Below are 16,792 nucleotides of genomic sequence, written 5' to 3'. Positions count from 1 at the left end.
GCAATTTGAGAGACAGCGTATGAGCACCGGCCTCTACCAGTTAGATGAGTTTAAAGACAACTGCGGTTTTGGATTGATTGCTCACCTTAAGGGTGAAACCAGCCACCGATTGCTCAAGACAGCCATTGAATCCCTGACCTGTATGACCCATCGCGGTGGTATTGCCGCGGATGGCAAAACCGGAGACGGCTGCGGTCTGTTGCTGCAAAAGCCCGACGGTTTCCTGCGCGCAGTAGCGCGGGATGAATTGGGTGTTGAATTAGGTGCCGCGTACGGTATCGGCGCCATTATGTTGTCCCAGGACGAGGCCAAGGCCGCGGCCGCCCGCGTTATCGTGGAAGAGGAGCTGCGCGGGCAAAACCTGAATGCTGTGGGTTGGCGGATCGTACCCACCAATAAAGATTGCCTCGGCCCGATTGCCCTGGCGAGCCTGCCCCGCTTTGAGCACCTGTTCGTCGAGCCCGCTGCGGAGATGAATCCGCAGCAGCTGGCCTCGGCGCTGTTTATGGCGCGTCGCAAGACGGAGAAACGCCTGCAGCACGACGACAGCTTTTACGTTGCCAGTTTGAGCGCCAGTGTCATCACCTACAAGGGCTTGATGATGCCGGTGGACCTGCCGAAATTTTTCCCGGACCTGGCCAATCCGGCGCTGGAAACCGCCATCTGCGTTTTTCACCAACGCTTTTCCACCAACACCATGCCGCGCTGGCCGCTGGCGCAGCCGTTTCGCATGCTGGCCCATAACGGTGAAATCAACACCGTCATGGGTAACCGCAACTGGTCGGTAGCGCGTACCCCGAAATTTCAAAGCCCGCTGCTGCCCGACCTGAACGAAGTAACGCCGCTGGTGAACCGTACCGGCTCCGACTCCTCCAGCCTCGACAATATGCTGGAGATACTGCTTATCGGTGGTATGGAGTTGCACCGCGCGGTGCGTACCCTGGTGCCGCCGGCGTGGCAAAACGTCGAAAACCTGGATCCGGCCCTGCGCGCGTTTTACGAATTCAACTCCATGCACGTGGAGCCGTGGGACGGCCCCGCTGGCCTGGTAATTACCGACGGTCGCTACGCCGTGTGTACCCTCGACCGCAACGGATTGCGCCCGTCGCGCTGGGTGATCACCAAGGACGACTTTATCACCGTCGCCTCGGAAGTGGGCACCTACGGCTACAAGCCGGAAGATGTGGTGGCCAAGGGCCGCCTGGGACCGGGCCAGATCCTGTCGGTGGATACCGAAACCGGCCAGCTGTTCCACACCGCCGATGTCGATAACCAGCTGAAAGCCGGCCACCCTTACAAGAAGTGGTTGCGGGCCAAAGCCCTGCGCCTGGAGAGTACCTTCAAGCTGGAATCCACCGATTCCGTGCTGTCGCGGGAGCAACTGAAAACTTTCCTGAAGATGTTTCAGGTGTCGTTCGAGGAGCGCGACCAGGTTTTGCGTCCCCTCGCCGAAGGCGGCCAGGAAGCGGTCGGCTCCATGGGTGACGATACCCCGATGGCAGTGTTGTCCAGCAAGGAGCGCAGCCTCTACGACTACTTCCGCCAGCAATTTGCCCAGGTGACCAACCCGCCCATCGACCCGCTGCGGGAGGCGATTGTGATGTCGCTGGAAACCTGCATCGGGCGCGAGCTGTCGGTGTTCGAGGAAACCGAGGCCCATGCCGACCGCATCATCCTGACGTCACCGGTATTGTCACCGGCCAAGTTCCAGGCGCTGCTGGACTGCGACCGCCCGGGCTACGATGTCGAAATCTTTGATCTCAACTACGATCCGGCCAAGCTCAACCTGGAGCAGGCCATTCGCCAGCTCAGCGACGCGGTCGCGGTAGCGGTCGCGGCCGGCAAGGTGCAGATCGTGCTCGACGACCGCAGCATCAGCAAGGACAGCTTGCCGATTCACGGGCTGCTGGCTACCGGTGCCGTGCATCACCGCCTGACGGTGGACGGTTTGCGCTGCGATGCCAATATTATCGTGGCCAGTGGTACCGCCCGGGACCCGCACCAGGTGGCGGCCCTGATCGGCTATGGCGCGACCGCCGTCTATCCCTACCTCAGCTACCAGGTTCTCAACGAGATGATCGAGACCGGTGAGCTGTTGCTGGACGCCACTTCCGCTTTCAACAACTACCGCAAGGGCATCAACAAAGGGCTGCTGAAGATTCTCTCCAAGATGGGGATTTCAACCATCGCCTCCTACCGCGGTGCACAGTTGTTTGAGGCCATTGGCCTGGCCGAGCCGGTCATCGACCTGTGTTTCGCAGGTACCGCCAGTCGCATCCAGGGAGCCGACTTCAGCGACCTGGAAAACGACCAGAAGCGGTTGGCGAAAACTGCCTGGACCGCGCGCAAGCCGATTGCCCAGGGCGGGCTGCTGAAATACGTGCACGGTGAGGAATACCACGCCTTCAACCCGGATGTGGTGCAGGCTCTGCAAAACGCGGTAAAAAGCGGCGATTACTCAGCCTGGCGCGACTACTCGACGCTGGTAAACAACCGCCCCACCGCCACCCTGCGGGATTTGCTGCGGGTCAAGGCGGACCTGCAGCCGGTACCACTGGATGAAGTGGAGCCGGTGGAATCCATCGTCCGTCGCTTCGACTCGGCCGCCATGTCCCTGGGTGCCCTGTCGCCGGAGGCCCACGAGGCCCTGGCCGAAGCCATGAATACCCTCGGTGGCCGCTCCAACAGCGGTGAGGGCGGCGAAGACCCGGCCCGCTTCAATACCCCCAAAGTGTCGAAGATCAAACAGATTGCCTCCGGCCGCTTCGGTGTGACACCGCACTATCTGGTCAACGCCGATGTGCTGCAAATCAAGGTGGCCCAGGGGGCCAAGCCCGGTGAGGGCGGCCAGCTGCCCGGCGGCAAGGTCAACGAGTTGATCGCCCGGCTGCGCTATTCCGTGCCCGGGGTTACCCTGATTTCACCGCCGCCGCACCACGATATCTATTCCATCGAGGATCTGGCGCAGCTGATTTTTGATCTCAAGCAGGTCAATCCGGATGCGCTGGTGTCGGTCAAGCTGGTATCGCGCCCGGGCGTCGGCACCATCGCCGCCGGGGTCGCCAAGGCCTACGCCGACCTGATCACCATTTCCGGTTACGATGGCGGTACCGCGGCCAGCCCCTTGACCTCCATTCGTTACGCCGGCTCTCCCTGGGAGCTGGGTTTGAGTGAAACTCACCAGACCCTGCGCGCCAATGACCTGCGCGGCAATGTGCGCGTGCAGACCGATGGCGGCCTGAAATCCGGCCTCGACGTGGTCAAGGCGGCCATGCTCGGCGCCGAGAGCTTCGGCTTTGGCACCGCGCCCATGGTGGCGCTGGGTTGTAAGTACCTGCGTATCTGTCACCTAAATAACTGCGCCACCGGCGTGGCGACCCAGCAGGAGCGGCTGCGCAAGAAGCACTATATCGGCACGGTGGAGATGGCCATGAACTTCTTCAAGTTCGTGGCCCAGGAAACTCGCGAGTGGATGGCGCAACTGGGTGTGCGCAGTCTCGATGAACTGGTGGGACGGGTCGATTTGCTGGAGTGTGTCGAAGGCACCACAGTGAAGCAGGGCAAGCTGGACCTGAAGCCGATCATATACACCGATGCGCTGCTGGAGACCAAGCCCCAGACCTGTAAGGTGGCTCGCAACGTGCCTTACGACAAGGGTGAGTGCGCCGAGCGGATGGTGAAAGCGGTACTACCGGCCATCGAAGCCAAGTCCGGCGGTGAATTCTCCTTCCATATTACCAACTGCGATCGCTCTATCGGCGCTCGCCTCAGTGGTGAAATTGCCAAGCGCCACGGCAACCAGGGTATGGCCGACGCCCCCATCAAGTTAAAGCTGACCGGTGTTGCCGGGCAGAGTTTTGGGGTCTGGAATGCCGGTGGCCTGGAGTTGTACCTGGAAGGTGATGCCAACGATTACGTCGGCAAGGGTATGGCCGGGGGTAAAATCGTCCTGCGTCCACCCCAGGGTTCGGAGTTCAAGTCCGATGAAACCAGCATTATGGGCAACACCTGCCTGTACGGCGCCACTGGCGGCAAGCTGTTTGCCGCTGGCACCGCGGGTGAACGCTGTGGTGTGCGCAACTCCGGGGCCCAGGTGGTGGTTGAAGGAGTTGGTGATCACTGCTGTGAATATATGACCGGCGGCGTGGTCACGGTACTGGGTGAGACTGGCGTCAACTTCGGCGCGGGAATGACCGGCGGCTTTGCCTATGTGCTTGATCGCAGCAATACTTTTGTGGACAAGTACAACCACGAACTGATCGAGATTCACCGCATCCACCGCGAGTCGTTCGAGGCGCATCGTCACCATTTGCGCAATATCATCGATGAGTTCGTGACGGAGACAGGCAGCCCCTGGGGTCAGGAGTTACTGGAAAACTTCACCGATTACATCGGTCGTTTCTGGCTGGTAAAACCCAAGGCAGCCGGTTTGGAAATGCTGCTGGAGCACGTTAAGCAGCGCGGCGAATAGCCCGCTGTTGCCGTCAACGAGCGAAATTAGAGACACAATTATGGCTGACCGTTTAGATAATCATTTTCAGTTTTTGGATGTGGGTCGCAAGGACCCGGATAAAAAGCCGATCCGGGCGCGCAAGACCGAGTTCGTGGAAATTTACAAGCCCTACAGCGAAGAGCAGGTCAAAGACCAGTCTCATCGCTGCCTGGCCTGTGGTAACCCCTATTGTGAATGGAAATGCCCGGTCCACAATTTTATTCCCGACTGGTTAAAGCTGGTGTCCGAAGGCAATATATTTGAAGCCGCCAACCTCAGCCACCAAACCAATACCCTGCCGGAAGTCTGCGGCCGGGTGTGTCCCCAGGACCGCCTCTGTGAGGGCGCCTGCACCCTTAATGACGGTTTTGGTGCTGTGACCATCGGCAGCGCGGAGAAATACATTACCGATACCGCCTTGGCCATGGGCTGGAAGCCGGATATGTCGGAAGTGGTCTGGACCGACAAGAAGGTGGCCATTATCGGCGCCGGTCCGGCCGGTCTCGGCTGCGCCGATGTGCTGGTGCGCAACGGGGTGAAACCGGTGGTCTTTGATCGCTACCCGGAAATCGGCGGCCTGCTGACCTTTGGTATTCCCGAGTTCAAGCTGGAAAAATCGGTGCTGGTGCGCCGCCGCGAACTGTTTACCGAAATGGGCATCGAGTTTCGCCTGAACACCGAAGTCGGCACCGACATCACCATGGAAGAGTTGCTGGCGGAATACGATGCGGTGTTTATGGGCATGGGTACCTACACCTATATGAAAGGCGGTTTCCCCGGCGAGGAGTTGCCGGGGGTCTACGATGCCCTGCCGTTCCTGATATCCAACGTCAATCGCAACCTGGGTTTTGAAAAAGATCCCGCCGACTTTATCAGCGTGACCGGCAAGAAGGTTGTGGTGCTCGGCGGCGGTGATACGGCGATGGATTGCAACCGCACCTCCATTCGCCAGCGCGCCGGTTCGGTGACCTGTGCCTACCGCCGCGACGAGAAGAATATGCCGGGTTCGCGCCGCGAAGTCACCAACGCGCGGGAAGAGGGCGTCAAGTTCCTGTTCAATCGCCAGCCGGTGGAAATTGTCGGCAACGGCAAGGTCGAAGGGGTCAAGGTGGTCACCACCAAGCTCGGTGAGCCCGATGAAAACGGCCGCCGCCGGCCGCAGGAAGTGCCCGGCAGTGAGGAAATACTGCCCGCCGACGTGGTGTTGATCGCCTTTGGTTTTCGACCCAGCCCGGCCGACTGGTTTGGCGAGCAGAAGATCGACGTCAACGACTGGGGTGGCGTGGTGGCGCCGGAGCAGCAGGCTTACAAATTCCAGACCAGCAACCCGAAGGTCTTCGCCGGTGGCGATATGGTGCGCGGTTCCGACCTGGTGGTAACGGCAATCTGGGAAGGGCGCGAGGCCGCGGAAGGCATTCTCGACTATTTAGACGTATAATCCTGCAGCGCTGCTAGCTTATCGACTGAAGATTCAGTCGATGGCACTAAAAAAGGGCCCGCAGAGGCCCTTTTTTAGTGGCTCCCGCCGCGGCAAAGCAGATTACAGTACACCAAACCAATGCAAGCAATAGCAAGCTCAGCAACAGCTAGCCGGAAGACAATGATTGAATTGAAAAATGACCGATTTTTAAGGACCCTCCTGAAGCAACCCGTCGACCGGACCCCGGTCTGGATGATGCGCCAGGCGGGCCGCTATTTGCCCGAGTATCGGCAACTGCGCCAGCAGGCCGGTGACTTTATGAGCCTGTGTATGAATCCCGAATTGGCCTGCGAAGTGACACTGCAGCCGCTGCGGCGCTTTCCCCTCGACGCGGCGATCCTGTTTTCCGATATTCTCACGATTCCCGACGCCATGGGACTCGGCCTCTACTTTGAAGCTGGCGAAGGCCCGCGTTTTCGCAAGCCGTTGGTAGATGGCAAGGACATTGCCGCGCTGCCGGAGCTGAATCCGGAGCAGGATCTGGGCTATGTTATGGACGCGGTGCGCCTGATTCGGCGCGAGCTCAATGGCAGCGTGCCATTGATCGGCTTTAGCGGCAGCCCCTGGACACTGGCCACCTATATGATGGAGGGGGGTTCTTCGAAAGACTACCGCCGCACCAAAACCCTGCTCTACAATCAGCCGCAAGTGATGCATGAGTTGCTGGATAAACTGGCAGTTGCGGTCACGGCCTACCTCAATGCGCAGATCCTGGCCGGTGCCCAGGCGGTGCAGATTTTCGACTCCTGGGGCGGGGCGCTCAGTCACACCGCTTACCGGGAGTTTTCCCTGGCGCCCATGCAGCGCATTATCGACGGCCTGATTAAAGAGCACGAGGGGCGCAAAGTACCGGTGATTCTCTTTACCAAGGGCGGCGGCCAGTGGCTGGAAGCCATGGCCGCCAGCGGCGCCACTGCCCTGGGGCTGGACTGGACCACCGATATAGGCCTGGCCAGAACCCGGGTCGGGGATCAGGTGGCATTGCAGGGCAATATGGACCCGGCAGTACTCTATGCCAGCCCGGAGCGGATTCGCGAGGAAGTGGCGGCGGTGCTGGCCAGTTACGGTGCCGGTAGCGGACACGTGTTTAACCTCGGTCACGGCGTCACCCCGGAGGTCAAGCCGGAGCACGCCGGGGCATTTTTTGATGCTGTGCACGAACTGTCTCCGGCCTATCATCAATAGCAGACAGTTGTCGTTTTCATGAGATTGAATCCCTGCCTGGGCCAGGATGGAAGCAGGCAGGAGACCCAACTGGCCGCCGCTGTAAGCTGTGGTCAGTGAGTTGGGGTGCGCCAGTGCAGCGCCCTGTATTGGGAACTACACTGGAAGCAGGCGAGGGAGATATTCTTCCGTTGACCTTTTTTAAGTCCTAGCCAGAGCGACGGGGTTGTTGCCATGGGCGCCAAGCAGTTAAAAGTTGATGTAAATGATTTGACCATAGGGATGTTTGTGGCCGGACTGGATCGTCCCTGGGCGCAGACCCCCTTTCCCCTGAACGGTTTCTATATTCGCGACGCGGAAGAAATCCGGCTGCTGAAAACCTATTGTCGCTACGTCTATATCGATATGGTCAAGGGTTCCGGCAGGGTGGCGGTGCAACTGAAAAATATTGCCCATGAGGCGGTGCAGCGCGCTCCCCGGGTGTCCCGTACCAGTAAGGCCAGGATTGAGGTCGCGCCGCTGAAAATTCGGCGCGGCGTTTACTCGCTGGAAGTACCGCTGAAGACTGAATTCCTCTTTGCCCGCCGCTTGCACGATACGCTACTGCTAATACTGGCTGACGTCTTGCAGCAGTTGAGCAGTGGTCACATTGTGCCCACCCGGGAGCTGCATCGATTGGCCGGCGAAATGGTGGGCAGTGTGCTGCGCAATCCCGACGCTTTCACCTGGTTGTGTCGAATCCGTGAGCTGAACCAACACCTTCTCAGCCACCCCCTGCGCGCAGCGGTGTGGGCGATCAGCTTTGGGCGTCATATGGGGCTGGTAAAGAAAGAACTGGATACCCTGGCGCTGGGCATGTTGCTCAAAGACGTGGGCAAGGCCAGGCTCGATCCGGCCCTGTTGAATAACCTGCAGCGCACGGCGGCGGAAGAGCGCCAGTACGAACAGTTTGTGGAGTTGAGTGCTGAAATATTGCGCCGCACCCCGGACGTGGAGCCGCGGGTCATCGCGGTGGTGAAAAGCCACTGCGAACGGGTCAATGGCAGCGGTTTTCCACTACAGCTCAAGGGCGACCGGATTCCGTTACTGGGCAAAATCGCCGCTATTGTGACCTTCTATGATGAGATTATTCACCCTCACGGTGAACTCAGTCCGATGCGCCCGTCGAAGGCGGTGGCGCAGCTGTATGAGAGCCGGGACAAAGAGTTCCAGGAAGAGCTGGTGGTTGAATTTATTCGCGCCATAGGCCTCTATCCCACCGGCACCCTGGTGGAGCTCAATAGCGGTGAAGTGGCCGTGGTGGTGGAGCAAAATTTTGAGCGGCGCTTGAAACCGAAAGTGGTAGTGGTGATGGACGCCCATAAAAATAACCTGGCCCACACGGTGTTTATCGACCTGGCGGCGGACGACCGGGAAAAGCAGGCGCTGGTGGACAGCGGCAAGAAGCATTTGCTGGAAGTGGCCAAGATTGAAATCGTGCAGGACCTGGAACCAGGCAGTTACGGCATAGACATCGCCCAGGTGCGGGACAATTACCTGTCGGCGGAGACAAAGCGAAAAAGCCTGTTTTCGTTCCTGAAAAAATAGCGACCCCCCGGCTGGGCGCCCCCGGCTAGGCGCCCCCGGCCAGGCACCCAGTGACCGGACGACCGATCAGCTGTCTTCGTCGGCAGCCAGCTGGCCGATCTCGGTACCCATGCGCACAGCACTGCCGGCGCCCAGATTGTCGCTCCAGCGCATGGCTTCCTTGCCAAACAGCATGACCACGGTTGAGCCCAGTTTGAAGCGCCCGATTTCATCCCCGGCCTGGTACTCGAAGGTCTCGGGTTGCTGGTAGTTGATGGTTTTGATGGTGCGCGGTTGCGGGGTTATCTGGCCGGCCCAGACTGTCTCGATACTGGCCACTATCATCGCCCCTACCAGAATCACCGCCATTGGCCCGGCCTCGGTGTCGAAGATGCAGACGGCGCGCTCGTTGCGGGCAAACAGCCGTGGCACATTGGCGGCGGTGGTATCGTTGACCGAAAACAGGTCGCCGGGTACATGGGTCATGCTGCGCAACTTGCCGGCCAGGGGCATGTGCACCCGGTGGTAATCCCTCGGCGACAGGTAGACCACGGCAAATTTGCCATCGCTGAATTCCGCCGCCAGGGCCGTGTCGCCACCCACCAGTTCCAGCAGGCTGTAATCCTGGCCCTTGGCCTGCAGGATGCGCTGGTGGCGAATATCTCCCAGCTGGCTAATGGCGCCATCCGCCGGGCTGACAACAGCGCCTGGGGTGGTGCAAACCGGGCGCACACCGGGCTTCAGTGCGCGGGTAAAAAAATCGTTGAACGTCGGGTAGGCGCAGGGATCGGAATTGATGGCTTCGGCCATGTTGATGCCGTAGCGATCCACGAACCAGCGCGTAAAGGAATTCTTGATCCATTTGATGCGGGTATTGGCGAGCCAGCCGGCGGCGCGGGACAGGAATCGCTGCGGCACCAGGTATTGGAAGCCGATAAATAAACTTTCTTTCATGCAATCGTCAACTTTAAGTCGGGGGCTTGGGGAGTGGCGTTTTTAAACGGGCGTATTCTACTCAACCGGCGTATCCGGGTGGTTGCCCCACTCGGACCAGGAGCCGTGGTAGCCCTTGATGTTAAAGCCGAGTATTTTACCCAGCAGCCAGGTGAAGCCGGAGCGGTGGTGGCTCTGGCAGTGGGTGACAATCTGCTGCTGGTGATTAAACCCCAGTGCGTTGAGCCGCGCCAGGGCATCGGTGCGAATGCGCAGGTCTCGCTGCGGGTCCATCATGCTGGTCCACTCGCAGTTGATGGCGCCGGGAATATGGCCGTTTTTATTGGCTGTGACACGTTCGCCCCGGTATTCCTGCGGGCTGCGCGCGTCCCACACGGCAAACTGCGGCGAACCCAACTGCGCCAGAATGTCCTCCAGCTCAATCACTACATCCTTATCGATGGCAAGTTGCTGCAGCACTTCGGTGCGGCTGGGAATCTCGGTACTCAAGGGCTGGCTGGCTGCGCGCCAGGCGTGGATACCGCCATTGAGATAGGAGTAGCTGTGGTGGCCAATGGCCTCCAGGGTCCAGAGCAAGCGGCCGGCCCAGCCGCCGCCCTCGTCGTCGTAGGCGACCACATGGGTAGCCGGGGTCAGCCCCAGTTTGCCAAACAGCTCTTGCAGTTGTTCCATGGGCGCGATCTTGCCCGGTGCTGGCGCCTGGCCGCACACCAGCGCGTTGGGGGATACATGCACGGCCCCGGGCACGTGGCCGGCGAGGTAGGTCTCCCGGTTGCAGAGGTCGACGATCAGCAGTTCCGGATCGTTCAGGTGCCGGGCCAGGTCTTCCACTTCGATCAACAGTGGCAGGTAGTCCTTGCTCATGGATTTCATCCCCATTAATGGTTGGCTCGGGCTGGCAGCGCTGGCGCCAGCCGCTGGTTGCTGTGTCTGAAACTGGCGCTGCCTGCGCCGGACGGGTTTTAACCTTAAGCGGGCAGCAATCTCGCCCGGGTATCAATTTCTTATTGTACTGAATTAGCGCGCCACTGAAACAACATTGTTCTGGAAACAACAGTGTTCTGGAAACAACATCGTGCTGAACTCGCCTCGCGTCCCGCCGCTGGCGGTGGCTTGCGCCTAGGGATTTTCCAGGGTCGAGAGAATGTGCCGAAAACTGGCCATGCGCTGTTGGCTGATCCGGCCCTCTGTCAGGGCCTGGCGCAGGGCGCAGCCGGGTTCGCTCTGGTGGGCGCAATCGCGAAACTTGCAGTGGCCGAGGAATGGCCGGAACTCCACGAAGCCGTGCAGCAGGTCCTGCTCATCCATATGCCAGAGACCAAATTCGCGAATGCCGGGTGAGTCGATCAGGTGGCCACCGGCGGGAAAGTGAAACAACTGGGCGGTGGTGGTGGTGTGGGTGCCCTTCTGGGTCACTTCCGACAGGGGCCCCACTTTGAGCTGCTGGTGGGGCAGCAGGGCGTTAATAAGTGAGGACTTGCCAACTCCGGACTGCCCGACAAACACGCTGGTAAAATGTGCGAGATAGTCGATCAGTGCCTCCATACCGGTGCCGTCTGTGGCCGAGGCGTTGAGCCATTCATAGCCCAATTCCTGATAGTCGTGTTGCATCTGCTGCAGCGTGGCACGGTTGCTGTCGTCCACGCGATCCATTTTGTTGAGCAGAATAATGGGCTGGATAGCGAGGGACTCGGCGGCCACCAGGTAGCGATCGACCAGGTTGCGGTGCGGTTCGGGGTAGGGAGCGATAACGATGATAATGCGGTCGATATTGGCGGCGATGGTTTTCATCTCGCCGTAGGGGTCGGGCCGGCTCAGCTCCGAGTGGCGCGGTAACACCGCCACCACGACCCCGATGGGATCAGCAGCTCGCCAGATAACCCGATCGCCGGTGACCAGTGAGCCGAGGTTGGTGCGCAGGTGGCAGCGTACAACATTGTCCCCGCTGGCGGCAGTCTGGCCGGCGGGCTCCACCGCCACCTGGGTGCCGTAGTGGGCGATTACCAGGCCCTCCTGTTCCGGGCCGAGGTCGCCCTCCAGCAGTTGTTCGTCCGCCTTGGCGTCGCGCTTGGCGGCGCGGTCGGCGCGCTCCTGCTGGATCTTATCGATGCGCCATTGCTGGCGGCGGGACAGCTTTCGTTTGCTCAAAGGTGGGTTTCCTGCAGCGGTGCGGCTATAGTTAGCAGCAGCATTGTAGTGGATTAGCCAACGGATTAGGAAAGTATGAGCAGTAATATTAGCAATTCACCGGACGACAACCTGATCTGGATCGATCTGGAGATGACCGGGCTGTCACCGGAACAGGATGTGATAATTGAAATCGCCACCATCGTTACCGACAGCGAGCTCAATATCCTCGACGAGGGACCGGTGTGTGCCATTCACCAGAGTGAGGCCACCATGGCGGCCATGGATGAGTGGAACACCAACCAGCACGGCAAATCAGGGCTGACTGCCCGGGTCCTGGCCAGCAAAATCACCACCGCTGCGGCGGAGGAGGCCACCATCGCTTTTTTGCGCGGCTGGGTACCGGAGGGCAAGTCGCCCATGTGCGGCAATTCCATCTGCCAGGACCGGCGCTTTATGGCCCGGCATATGCCGGATCTTGAGGCCTACTTTCACTACCGCAATCTGGATGTGAGCACGCTCAAGGAGTTGGCCCGGCGCTGGAAGCCGGAGTCCCTGGCGGGCGTGAAGAAGAGCGGTGCGCACCTGGCGCTGGAGGATATCAAGGATTCCATCGAAGAGCTGCGCCACTACCGCGAGACATTTATTCGCCGGTGAGGTCGCCGGGTTCGCCAGCGGCGGCGAGATCCAGCACCAGCCCCCAGACGTTGTAGGGTTCGGGTACTGCCCAGTCACTGTAAACACAGCCGGGCTGGTCCGCAAACTGCTCGGCCAGCGCGCGGAACGAGGGGCGACCGGGGTCGGTGAGTACGATTCTCGGCACTTGCGCAGCCTGGGCTTTTTGCAACAGCTCACTGACCACCGGCGTCAACTGGTCCCAGAAGCAGATGTCGGCGCCGATGATGGCGTCGAATTGCTGCAGGTCCGCGGCCTCGATATCCTCAAAGCGCATCTGGATGGTGTCGATGTCCACGCCGTTGTGTTCGGCGTGACACTCGAGAAAGGGCAGTACTGACTCGTCGGCGTCCAGGCCGATCACCTCAGCGTCAAATTCCCGGGCGCAAAAAATCCCGCCCAGACCCCAGCCGCAGCCCAGCTCCAGTACCCGGCTGCCGGGTTGCAGGGGGTATTCCAGCAAGTAATCCAGCAATACGTAGGTGGCTTTCCAGAATTTATTGCCGTGCAGTTCAGCATTGGGGTACTGGCGTTTCAGGCGCCGAATATGCGGGTGGGAGGGCTTGAGAATCTGCAGGCCAAAGGCGTCTATGATGTGATTGGTGGTCATGTTGTTAATTGATCCATCGAGTTATAGGAGTAATAAAAGAAATAGGGTGATTTATTAACTTTGGTATTGCAGGTCGGCGCGGCGCAGTTGGCTCTCGGGCGGGTGGCAGACACGCCGTACCCAAAGCACTCGCTGCGCTCGCGGGGCAGGCTCTGAACCCTCCATGGGGGCTCTCTGCCGCCATCCATGGCGGCAGAAGGTCTGCCACCCACCCGAGAGCCAACTGCTTTCCAGCGAATGCGCAAGTTGCAGAATTTCAGTAGCATGTTCATTAGTGCGTAGGTGGGTTTCCACGGATTACTGCGTGATCTCAAGCCGGGTTCAATAAACCGCAGCGCAATTGGCTCGGTTGGTAGTGGCCTTTTTATTGATCACGCTTAATCTTGCGCCGTCGCACGCGCCCCGGGTTTTGGTGTTGGCGCAGGGCCCATTGCACATGTTCGCGCACCAGCTCTGACGGGTGTTCTGCCCGGGCCTGCAGGGCGGCAACCACCGCCGGGGATGTGGGGGCGTTGCCGAGGCCGACGGCCAGGTTGCGCAGCCAGCCTTGGTAACCGGTGCGACGAATGGCGGAGCCGGCGGTGTTGTCGAGGAACTGCTGCTCGCTCCAGTGGAACAGCTCCACCAGGGTGGCTCGATCCAGTTGCTGGCGGGGTTTGAAGTCATCTTCGGCGCTGAACGAGGCGAACTTGTTCCACGGGCAGATGGCCTGGCAGTCGTCGCAGCCGAACACCCGGTTGCCCATGGGCTCGCGAAACTCCTCTGGAATGGGGCCTTTGTTTTCGATGGTCAGGTAGGAAATGCAGCGTCGCGCGTCCAGTTCGTAGGGCCGGGGAAACGCATCGGTCGGGCAGACTTTGAGGCAGGCCTGGCATGTGCCGCAGCGGTCGGGCTGTACACTGGTATCGACGGGTAGCGGCACACTGGTGAGTATTTCACCGAGAAAAAACCAGCTGCCGGCGTCGCTGTTGAGCACCAGCGTGTGCTTGCCGACCCAGCCGAGGCCGGCACGGGCGGCCAGCGGCCGCTCCAGCACCGGGGCGCTGTCGACGAAGGCGCGCTGTTGAATGGGTTGGTCGGGCAGCAGTGCCTGCACGCGCTGTTCTATTTTTTGCGCCAGCGCCGCCAGGCGCTTGCGAATCAGTTTGTGATAGTCGCGGCCCAGGGCGTAGCGGGATACGTAGGCCTGGGCCGGATTTTTCAGGACTTTGATCTGGTTGGTGTCTGCCGGCAGGTAATCCATGCGCAGGCAAATGACCCGCTCGGTACCGGGCAGCAGTTGTGCGGGCTGTGTGCGCATATCGGCGCGCTCGGCGAGCCACTGCATATCGGCCTGGTAGCCCTTGGCCAGCCACTGTTGCAGGCGCTGCGGTTCGGCGCCGAGGTCGGTATCGGTAATGCCCACCTGTTGAAACCCGGCTTCCCGGCCCCAGGTTTTTATATCTGCGGCAAGCTGCTGCAGAAAGCCGGGTGGATAAGGCGGCTGCTCGGTAGGCACAGGTGTGGGCGGAGGTGTGGGCATAGGTATGGCATTAACTTTTTTTGGCGGTGTGGGGCCGACAGTTGGCTTCGGCCAGGAGTTGCGGTGTATGTCTCCGCAAAACGCCCGTATAATTCTGCCAGAAATCGTCCCAATCCGAGAGCATTGAATGTCAAACCCTGTCACATCGCCGGTAACGCCAACCTTCAGTAGCCAGCTTCCCACCGCTTTGTATCGCGCCGAGCAGGTCAGGGCCCTGGATCGCTGTGCGATCGAAGAACACAATATCGCCGGCATCGTGCTGATGAAGCGTGCCGGTCGGGCGGCCTTTGAAGCCCTGTTGCAGCGCTGGCCGAATCCGGAACAGATCACAGTTTTGTGCGGCGCCGGCAACAATGCCGGTGACGGTTATGTAATCGCGGCACTGGCGGCCCAGCGGCGCGTGCCGGTGGAGGTCATGTATCTGTCGGATCCGGAAAAGTTACAGGGCGATGCCAGCCTGGCGTACCAGTTTGCCCGCCGCGAAGGGGTTGTGATGCAGCCCTTCGCGGTGCCCGCCCGCTGTAGTGGCATCATTGTCGATGCACTGCTCGGCACTGGCTTGAGCGGCGTGGTGCGCAGCAATTACCAGCAGGCGATCGAGAAGATCAACAGCAGCGGGCTGCCGGTGCTGGCGGTGGATATTCCCTCCGGCCTCTGTGCCGATAGCGGCCAGGTGCTGGGTGCTGCTGTTAATGCCACCCTGACCGTGAGCTTTATCGGCCTCAAGCGGGGGCTGCTGACCGGGCGCGGGCCGGCGCTGTGTGGCGAGCTGTTGTATGCGGATCTGCAGGTGCCGGCGGCGGTGCTGGAAAGCCAGGTGCCAGCAGCACAGCGCTTGCAGCTGCCGCGATTGCTGGCCGAACTCGCGCCCCGCGCCGCGGATGCCCACAAGGGCAGTTTTGGCCACGTGATGGTGGTGGGCGGTGACCTGGGGTTTGCCGGGGCAGCGGCGCTGGCTGCGGAAACCGCGGCCCGCATTGGCGCCGGGCTCACCAGTGTGGCGACCCGGGCCGAACACCTGGCGGCAATCCTGGCGCGGCGCCCGGAGTTGATGGTCAGTGGGGTGGCCAGCGGCCTGCAGTTGGAGCCGCTGTTACAGCGCGCCACGGTGCTGGTGGTCGGCCCGGGGCTGGGCCAGTCGCCCTGGTCAGAACAGTTACTGCAGTGTGCCGCGGCCAGTAATTTGCCCATGGTACTGGATGCGGATGGCCTCAATTTACTGGCGGCCGGGCGAGTGCTGGGCCGGGAGCGGCGCGCTAATTGGGTGCTCACCCCGCACCCGGGTGAGGCGGCGTGCTTGCTGGGCTGTAGTGTGGCAGAGGTGCAACAGGATCGCTTTGCCGCCGTCGCTCGCTTGCAGCAACAGTATGGCGGCAGCGTGTTGCTAAAAGGCGCCGGCACGGTGATTGCCAGCCGCGACGGCAGCCTCAGTCTCGCCAATGTAGGCAACCCGGGCATGGCGTCAGGAGGTATGGGTGATGTGCTCAGCGGTGTTATTGGCGGCTTGTTGGCCCAGGGTGTCGAGCAGGACCTGGCGGTGCAGTTGGCGGTTTGCCTGCACGGCACCGCGGCGGACCTGGCGGCGGAAGAGGACGGTCAGCGGGGTATGCTGGCAGCGGACCTGATTCCGTGGATGCGGCAGCTGTTAAACAGCGGGGCGTGTTAAATGTCCCCCTGGTCTGTGTTGCTGGCCGACGAACAGGCCACGGTGGCGCTGGGCGGTGAAGTGGGCGGTTTGATCCAGGCGGCCGGAGGCGCGCTGGTGTTTTTGCAGGGTGGCCTCGGGGCCGGCAAAACCACTTTTACCCGCGGTGTGCTGCAGGCGTTTGGTCACCGGGGGGCGGTGAAAAGCCCCACCTATACATTGGTGGAGCCCTATGAATTAAATGGCGGCGCACAGGTCTATCACTTTGACCTGTATCGACTGGGAGACCCGGAAGAGTTGGAGTATATGGGCATCCGGGATTACTTCAGCAGCGGGGTTACCTGCCTGGTGGAATGGCCGGCGCGGGGCGAGGGCTTTCTGCCGGCGGCGGATCTGCTGATCGAGTTAGCGGTGGTCACGATTCCTGGGGGCAGTCCCGGCCGGCAGGCCAGTATCAGTGCCCACAGTGAGTGCGGACGAAATATTCTGGCCGCCTTGCAGCGCGCTCACTCGGCGGCGGGCAAGAGTTAGGGCGACAGATTCACTGGCGCTTTGCC

12 protein-coding genes are annotated in these 16,792 nt (G+C 60.7%); 7 read left to right on the top strand and 5 right to left on the bottom strand.

The window, feature by feature from the left end; genetic code table 11:
- Window positions 1–19 precede the first annotated feature (19 nt).
- The 4 genes from gltB (at window position 20) to G8764_RS14650 (ending at window position 8,723) form a co-directional block, all read left to right on the top strand.
- Window positions 20–4,471, top strand: coding sequence for a glutamate synthase large subunit (gene gltB / locus G8764_RS14665; RefSeq protein WP_166165410.1), 4,452 nt, complete (start codon window positions 20–22; stop codon window positions 4,469–4,471).
- 40 nt (window positions 4,472–4,511) lie between these two features.
- Window positions 4,512–5,930, top strand: a complete 1,419-nt coding sequence (locus G8764_RS14660; protein WP_166165409.1) for an FAD-dependent oxidoreductase — start codon at window positions 4,512–4,514, stop codon at window positions 5,928–5,930.
- 162 nt (window positions 5,931–6,092) lie between these two features.
- Window positions 6,093–7,157 (top strand): uroporphyrinogen decarboxylase, encoded by a 1,065-nt coding sequence (gene hemE, locus G8764_RS14655; protein ID WP_166165408.1) that lies wholly within the window; start codon window positions 6,093–6,095, stop codon window positions 7,155–7,157.
- Between the two features lie 213 nt (window positions 7,158–7,370).
- Window positions 7,371–8,723 (top strand): HD-GYP domain-containing protein, encoded by a 1,353-nt coding sequence (locus G8764_RS14650; protein ID WP_166165407.1) that lies wholly within the window; start codon window positions 7,371–7,373, stop codon window positions 8,721–8,723.
- 66 nt (window positions 8,724–8,789) lie between these two features.
- Here the strand turns inward: G8764_RS14650 and asd are convergent, their stop codons facing one another.
- The 3 genes from asd to rsgA all read right to left on the bottom strand — a co-directional run bounded on the left by asd (window position 8,790) and on the right by rsgA (window position 11,804).
- Window positions 8,790–9,656, bottom strand: coding sequence for an archaetidylserine decarboxylase (asd, locus tag G8764_RS14645; RefSeq protein ID WP_166165406.1), 867 nt, complete (start codon window positions 9,654–9,656; stop codon window positions 8,790–8,792).
- A 57-nt stretch (window positions 9,657–9,713) separates the two neighbouring features.
- Window positions 9,714–10,520 carry a sulfurtransferase gene (locus tag G8764_RS14640; RefSeq protein WP_166165405.1) on the bottom strand — a complete coding sequence of 269 codons (807 nt, stop codon included), beginning with the start codon at window positions 10,518–10,520 and terminating at the stop codon, window positions 9,714–9,716.
- A 255-nt stretch (window positions 10,521–10,775) separates the two neighbouring features.
- Window positions 10,776–11,804: a small ribosomal subunit biogenesis GTPase RsgA gene (gene rsgA / locus G8764_RS14635; protein ID WP_166165404.1), complete on the bottom strand. Its 1,029-nt coding sequence runs from the start codon at window positions 11,802–11,804 to the stop codon at window positions 10,776–10,778.
- Window positions 11,805–11,879: 75 nt separating this feature from the next.
- On the opposite strand from rsgA, the gene orn reads away from it, so the two are divergent.
- Complete coding sequence (gene orn, locus G8764_RS14630) at window positions 11,880–12,440, top strand: oligoribonuclease (RefSeq protein WP_166165403.1); 561 nt, start codon at window positions 11,880–11,882, stop codon at window positions 12,438–12,440.
- Here the strand turns inward: orn and G8764_RS14625 are convergent.
- Together G8764_RS14625 and queG are read right to left on the bottom strand one after the other, a co-directional pair.
- A complete protein-coding gene (locus G8764_RS14625) occupies window positions 12,427–13,068 on the bottom strand; it encodes a class I SAM-dependent methyltransferase (protein ID WP_166165402.1) in 642 nt (213 codons plus the stop codon). The two genes, orn and G8764_RS14625, sit on opposite strands and share 14 nt — an antisense overlap.
- Window positions 13,069–13,432: 364 nt before the next feature.
- Window positions 13,433–14,590: a tRNA epoxyqueuosine(34) reductase QueG gene (queG, locus tag G8764_RS14620; protein ID WP_166165401.1), complete on the bottom strand. Its 1,158-nt coding sequence runs from the start codon at window positions 14,588–14,590 to the stop codon at window positions 13,433–13,435.
- 127 nt (window positions 14,591–14,717) lie between these two features.
- Between queG and G8764_RS14615 the strand changes: the two genes are divergently transcribed.
- Both G8764_RS14615 and tsaE read left to right on the top strand, forming a co-directional pair.
- Complete coding sequence (locus G8764_RS14615; RefSeq protein ID WP_166165400.1) at window positions 14,718–16,256, top strand: NAD(P)H-hydrate dehydratase; 1,539 nt, start codon at window positions 14,718–14,720, stop codon at window positions 16,254–16,256.
- On the top strand, window positions 16,257–16,766 hold the full coding sequence (tsaE, locus tag G8764_RS14610; protein WP_166165399.1) for a tRNA (adenosine(37)-N6)-threonylcarbamoyltransferase complex ATPase subunit type 1 TsaE: 510 nt from the start codon (window positions 16,257–16,259) through the stop codon (window positions 16,764–16,766). It abuts the gene before it with no gap.
- Window positions 16,767–16,792 lie beyond the last annotated feature (26 nt).

It is taken from the genome of Pseudomaricurvus alcaniphilus (genome assembly GCF_011440395.1).
In the GTDB taxonomy this organism is placed as follows: Bacteria; Pseudomonadota; Gammaproteobacteria; order Pseudomonadales; family Cellvibrionaceae; genus Pseudomaricurvus; species Pseudomaricurvus alcaniphilus.
Note: the sequence above shows the minus strand (reverse complement) of the source record. Positions and strands in the feature narration are given on the sequence as shown.